Source organism: Pedobacter sp., assembly GCF_035317785.1.
Classification (GTDB): Bacteria; Bacteroidota; Bacteroidia; order Sphingobacteriales; family Sphingobacteriaceae; genus Pedobacter.
On sequence record NZ_DATHGC010000080.1, the window covers coordinates 1 to 5,490 of the forward strand.

Sequence of the window (5,490 nt, forward strand, 5' to 3'; positions counted from 1 at the left end):
AAGTAGGCGTACCTGCAAGTACCGAAAAACGTGAAGTGGTGGACAACAGCTGGAGTGTTTCTGAGCTTATGTTCTTTAGCGATCTGGCAGGTCAGGCGACTTACCAGGACCATCCGTTGCACCTCGAATTTATCAAGAACTGCAGCCCGCTTTGGTCTAAAGTACTTGTTTACGATGCTGTTGAGGCTTAATTAATAATAAATAGATATGTATAAGATCTTACAAAGCGCCCATTCAGGCTGGCGCTACATTGTTCTCATTTTATTGGTACTGGCTTTTGTACAGGCGCTTGCGGGCTGGTTTGGTAAAAAACCGTATACGGAGGGCAACAGAAAATTAAATGTGTTTGCGTTAATCTCTGCCCATATTCAACTGGTATTTGGTCTGTTGCTTTATTTCCTGGGAGATTGGTTTAAGGCAGACAGTTCGGTGGCCCTGACACGATACTGGAAAATGGAACACATCGGAATGATGGTTTTTGCGATCATTTTGATCACAGTAGGTAATGCGAGATCAAAACGTATTGAAGCGGGTTCCGCAAAGCACCGGACCATAGCGCTCTACTTTGGACTGGCGCTTCTGGTGATTGTTGTTGCGATCATACAGATGACCAAGGCTGATCCAACACGTTCATTCTTTGGTGTTTCATAAATTTTACAATTTAATTTTGCTTTGTAGTATTTATTTATATTTTTGTGACGCATGATTAACAATATACATACCTGGCAATGGCGCAGTACTTCTGAAAAGAGTCTAGTCGTATCCTTGTGTACTTTATAGTTTATCAACCTAAACCAACCACATTGAAAACCCGACGTAGACCACACGCCGGGTTTTTGCTTTTAATACTAATTTAAAATGAATCATTACATCATTAACACCACTTATAAAAAGAGACTTGCCGATACTACCACTCCGGTGAGTATTTATCTGCGCCTGAGGGATGTATTTCCAAATACCCTGCTGCTGGAAAGTTCCGACTACCATAGCCGGGAGAACTCAGTAAGTTATGTATGCGCCGAACCGGTAGCGGGTATTGTACTGCAAAACGGCGTGCTGTCTGCTTATTTCCCTGATGGAAAGAAAGAAGAGAAAAAGGATTTTGTACTTACCGGGGAGATAGATGCTTTTAAAGCGCGCTTTACACCGGATAAACTGGAAGACAAACGGTACATCAGCAGCGGTTTATTCGGATATTTTACCTGGAATGCGGTACAGCACTTTGAAGACATCACTTTTTCTTCTACGTCACCAAAAGATGAAGAAATCCCTTTGATGCAATACCACATTTACAGGTACATTATCGCTATCGATCACTTTAGAAATGAAGTGACCTTATTTAAAAATACCTTCAACGGGGATGAAAATACGGATCTGGAAAAGATAGAATACATCATTCAAAACAAAAACTTCCCTGAGTATAGCTTTAAGCCCAATGGAGAAGAAAAGTCTAACCTGACCAATGAGGACTTTATGGAGATGGTGGAGAAAATGAAAAAGCACATTCTTAGAGGCGATGTTTTCCAGATTGTTCCGTCAAGAGCCTTTAAACAGGGTTTTCTTGGTGATGAGTTTAATGTTTACCGCTGCCTGCGGTCTATAAATCCTTCGCCGTACCTTTTTTATTTTGATTATGGCAGTTTCAAATTGTTTGGTTCATCGCCCGAGGCCCAGATCACGATCAAGAACAATGTAGCCAATATATTCCCTATAGCAGGAACCTTTAAGCGTACAGGGAACGACGAAGAGGATGCCGAACAGGCCAGAAAACTGGAACAGGACCCTAAGGAAAGTGCCGAGCACGTCATGCTTGTAGACCTGGCCCGCAATGACCTGAGCAGACATTGCAGCGGAGTGGAGGTAAAATCATTTAAAGAGGTTCAGTATTATTCGCACCTGATTCACCTGGTATCTAAGGTGAGTGGTAAGCTGCAGGAAAATGTACCGGCTTTTAAAGTGGTGGCAGATACCTATCCGGCAGGAACACTGAGCGGAGCGCCTAAATACAGGGCGATGCAGCTGATCGATGAATATGAGGGACTGGGCAGGAATTTTTATGCCGGGGCACTGGGCTATATGGGGTTCAATGATGAGTTTAACCACTGCATCATGATCCGGACTTTTATGAGCAAGAACAATGAGCTGCATTACAGGGCCGGCGCGGGCATAGTGGCCGATAGTGTGCCTGTAAACGAACTGAACGAGGTCAATAACAAGATTGCCGCATTGCGTAAAGCGATTGAAATGGCTACAGAGATATAAAAATGAAAAGCAATAATAGTACGCAGAAAAAAGTTTTGGTGATAGACAATTACGATTCGTTTACTTACAACCTGGTGCATTTAGTGAATGAGCTGGACCGGGATGTTGAAGTATGGAGGAACGATAAGTTTGCGCTGGAGGATGTGGATCAGTTTGATAAAATATTGTTATCACCCGGTCCGGGAATACCTGAAGAGGCCGGATTGCTGCTGGATGTGATCAGGACCTATGCGCCTGCAAAGAGTATTTTTGGAGTGTGCCTTGGCCAGCAGGCAATAGCGGAAGCATTTGGCGGTAGTTTGCTGAACCTGGGCAGGCCGATGCATGGCATTGCGACACCCATTGATGTGCTGGACCAGGATGAGCTGATCTTCAAAGATTGCCCGGCCGTGATCAAAGTGGGCCGGTACCACTCCTGGGTGGTGAGTGCAGAAGGATTGCCGGATTGCTTTACAGTGACGGCTACAGACAGCACCAATGAGATCATGGCCTTGAGACACAATAAGTTTGATGTAAGGGGGGTCCAGTTTCACCCGGAAAGCGTGCTGACTGAATATGGTAAGCAAATGATGAAGAACTGGTTAGAAAGCTAGAGATGAATATTTTAGATAAGATTGTACTTCGGAAGAAAGTGGAGGTAGCCCAGGCTAAGCAGCAGGTAACGGTAAAAGAGCTGGAAAGTGCGGCTAATTTTGAGCGTATGCCGCACTCGTTTAAAGACTTTTTGCTGGATAAACAGCGTACCGGTATCATTGCGGAGTTCAAGCGCAGGTCGCCTTCAAAAGGGGTGATCAATGACCAGGTAAGTGTAGCTGATGTAACGGCAGCTTATGCTGCAGCGGGGGCCTCAGCGTTGTCTGTTTTAACGGATACGGATTTTTTTGGCGGACACCCCAGGGATCTTTTGGAAGCAAGGGCGCACAACGATATCCCGGTATTGAGAAAGGACTTTATGATCGACGAATACCAGATCCTGGAAGCAAAGGCCTGGGGTGCAGACATCGTTCTGCTGATCGCAGCAATATTAACCCCTCAGGAGATCGTAAACTTGTCAGGCATGGCGAAAAGTCTTGGATTGAATGTATTGCTGGAGGTGCACAACCAGGAAGAACTGGAACGGAGCATATGCAGGGACCTGGATGCTATTGGTATAAACAACAGGGACCTGGCTGATTTTACCGTCAATATCCAGACTTCTTTTGACCTGGTCAACCAGATCCCTAATGACTTTTTGAAGATCTCGGAGAGTGCGATCAGTGAAACCGCAACGATAAACCAGCTGAAGACGGCCGGGTTTAACGGCTTCCTGATCGGGGAAAATTTTATGAAAACACAAGATCCTGGAGCAGCCATCCGCTCATTTGTCAGGGAACTGATCTCGGTATAACTTTTGTATCTTTGTATTTTACATGGGAAAACAGAAATTTTATGATACTGCATTGAAGCAGGAGCGGGCAGTACTTGTCGGAGTGGTCAGACCGGGAGAAAAACCGGAAGAGACCCGGGAGTACCTGGATGAGCTTGCTTTTCTGGTGGATACTGCGGGTGGACTGGTGGAGCATGAGTTTACTCAGAAAATGCTCAAGCCGGACCGTGCAACTTTTGTGGGTACGGGAAAACTGGAGGAGATACAGGCTTATGTGAAGTCTGAAGAAATAGATATGGTCGTTTTTGATGATGAGCTTTCACCATCACAACTGAGAAATATAGAGCGTGAACTGCAGGTGAAGATCCTGGACAGGAGCAACCTGATCCTGGATATTTTTGCAGGGCGGGCACAGACTGCGCAGGCAAAAACACAGGTGGAGCTGGCGCAGCTGCAATACCTGCTGCCGAGGCTGACCCGTTTGTGGACTCACCTGGAGCGTCAAAAGGGGGGTATCGGGATGCGTGGTCCGGGTGAAACGCAGATAGAGAGTGACAGAAGGATGATCCTTGAAAAGATCTCTTTGCTGAAATCGAGGCTGAAGCAGATCGACCGTCAGAATGAAACACAGCGCAAGAACCGCGCGCAGCTGATCCGGGTGGCTTTGGTGGGTTATACCAATGTGGGTAAGTCTACCATTATGAACATGCTGTCAAAATCTGAAGTATTTGCGGAGAATAAGCTTTTTGCTACACTGGATACGACGGTGAGGAAAGTCGTGATAGAGAACCTGCCATTCCTTTTGTCTGATACTGTCGGGTTTATCAGGAAGCTTCCGCATCATTTGGTAGAGTGTTTTAAATCTACGCTTGACGAGGTTCGTGAAGCGGACGTGCTGATTCATGTTGTGGACGTATCACATCCTAATTTTGAAGATCAGATCCATGTGGTAAACGAAACACTGAAAGATCTTGGAGCGAGGGACAAGGACACCATTATGGTATTCAATAAAATTGATGCTTATGTAAGTCCGGAACCCGATCATGAGGATGAAGAAAGGATGGTGCTTACACTTGAAGATTTTAAAAAGAGCTGGATGGGCTCGGAGAACGCCCCTGCTCTATTCATTTCAGCGCTGCACAAGGAAAATTTAGAAGAGTTTAAGCAATTATTATACGATAAAGTTGTCGCCCTGCATACCGAGCGCTATCCTTATGATAAGCTGTTGTTTTAATAAAGAAGAATTATGGAAAGTAAACGTCAACAGAAGTTTGCCGGTCTGCTACAAGAGGAACTGGCTGCTATATTTCAGCGTGAAGGTGCTGCTTATCTGCCCAATACATTAGTTACGATCACCAGGGTACGGGTATCTCCTGATCTTGCAGTGGCAAAAGTTTATTTGAGCTTTTTAAATACCAGCAACACTACTTTATCCGTTGCTGAAGTCAACTCTCACGCGGGTGAAATCAGGTATAAGCTTGGTGGCCGCATCCGCCATCAGGCCAGGGTTGTTCCTACGCTGACCTTTTTCTTAGATGATACGAACGAGTATGTAGAGCATATGGATAAGATCTTTGACAAGATCTCGAGGGAGAGAAAAGAGCCGGAGGAAGAAGCGGATGGAGACGCTGCTATTTGAAAGGAGCTTTCCTGTTGGAAAGGTTGTTGATTTTGATCCTGCAAAGGATCATTTGTTCCCCCTGGATTTCACCGCGGCCAATAGGGAACTTACCAATGATATTTTAGACGATACCGGTCTTTTTAGTAAATGGATAGCCGATAAACTGAGCGCAAGTGGCTGTCGCTATGGCATTGGCGGTTATGCGGAACACAGGGCGATTTATGTGCGCAGCACTCATTTC

At 45.4% G+C, this 5,490-nt stretch carries 7 protein-coding genes and 1 pseudogene; all 8 read left to right on the forward strand.

All coding sequences use genetic code 11. The features are described from left to right. The coding region (locus VK541_RS04930) for a Dabb family protein (protein ID WP_324367505.1) at positions 1-191 on the forward strand (191 nt) is incomplete at its 5' end. Between the two features lie 16 nt (positions 192-207). Then, positions 208-651 carry a cytochrome B gene (locus VK541_RS04935; RefSeq protein WP_324367507.1) on the forward strand — a complete coding sequence of 148 codons (444 nt, stop codon included), beginning with the start codon at positions 208-210 and terminating at the stop codon, positions 649-651. Between the two features lie 207 nt (positions 652-858). Continuing rightward, entirely contained in the window at positions 859-2,262 is a 1,404-nt protein-coding gene (locus VK541_RS04940; RefSeq protein ID WP_324367509.1) for an anthranilate synthase component I family protein, read from the forward strand. A 2-nt stretch (positions 2,263-2,264) separates the two neighbouring features. Then, on the forward strand, positions 2,265-2,855 hold the full coding sequence (locus tag VK541_RS04945; protein ID WP_324367511.1) for an aminodeoxychorismate/anthranilate synthase component II: 591 nt from the start codon (positions 2,265-2,267) through the stop codon (positions 2,853-2,855). 2 nt (positions 2,856-2,857) lie between these two features. Next, a complete protein-coding gene (gene trpC / locus VK541_RS04950; protein ID WP_324367513.1) occupies positions 2,858-3,649 on the forward strand; it encodes an indole-3-glycerol phosphate synthase TrpC in 792 nt (263 codons plus the stop codon). A gap of 22 nt (positions 3,650-3,671) precedes the next feature. Next, positions 3,672-4,862 carry a GTPase HflX gene (hflX, locus tag VK541_RS04955; RefSeq protein WP_324367515.1) on the forward strand — a complete coding sequence of 397 codons (1,191 nt, stop codon included), beginning with the start codon at positions 3,672-3,674 and terminating at the stop codon, positions 4,860-4,862. Positions 4,863-4,874: 12 nt separating this feature from the next. After that, the gene (gene rbfA, locus VK541_RS04960) at positions 4,875-5,267 is read left to right on the forward strand and encodes a 30S ribosome-binding factor RbfA (protein ID WP_324367517.1); all 393 of its coding nucleotides are present in this window, start codon (positions 4,875-4,877) and stop codon (positions 5,265-5,267) included. Further along, positions 5,248-5,490, forward strand: a pseudogene (locus VK541_RS04965) (peptidase M23); the annotation flags it as partial. The gene rbfA and the pseudogene VK541_RS04965, both read left to right, overlap by 20 nt.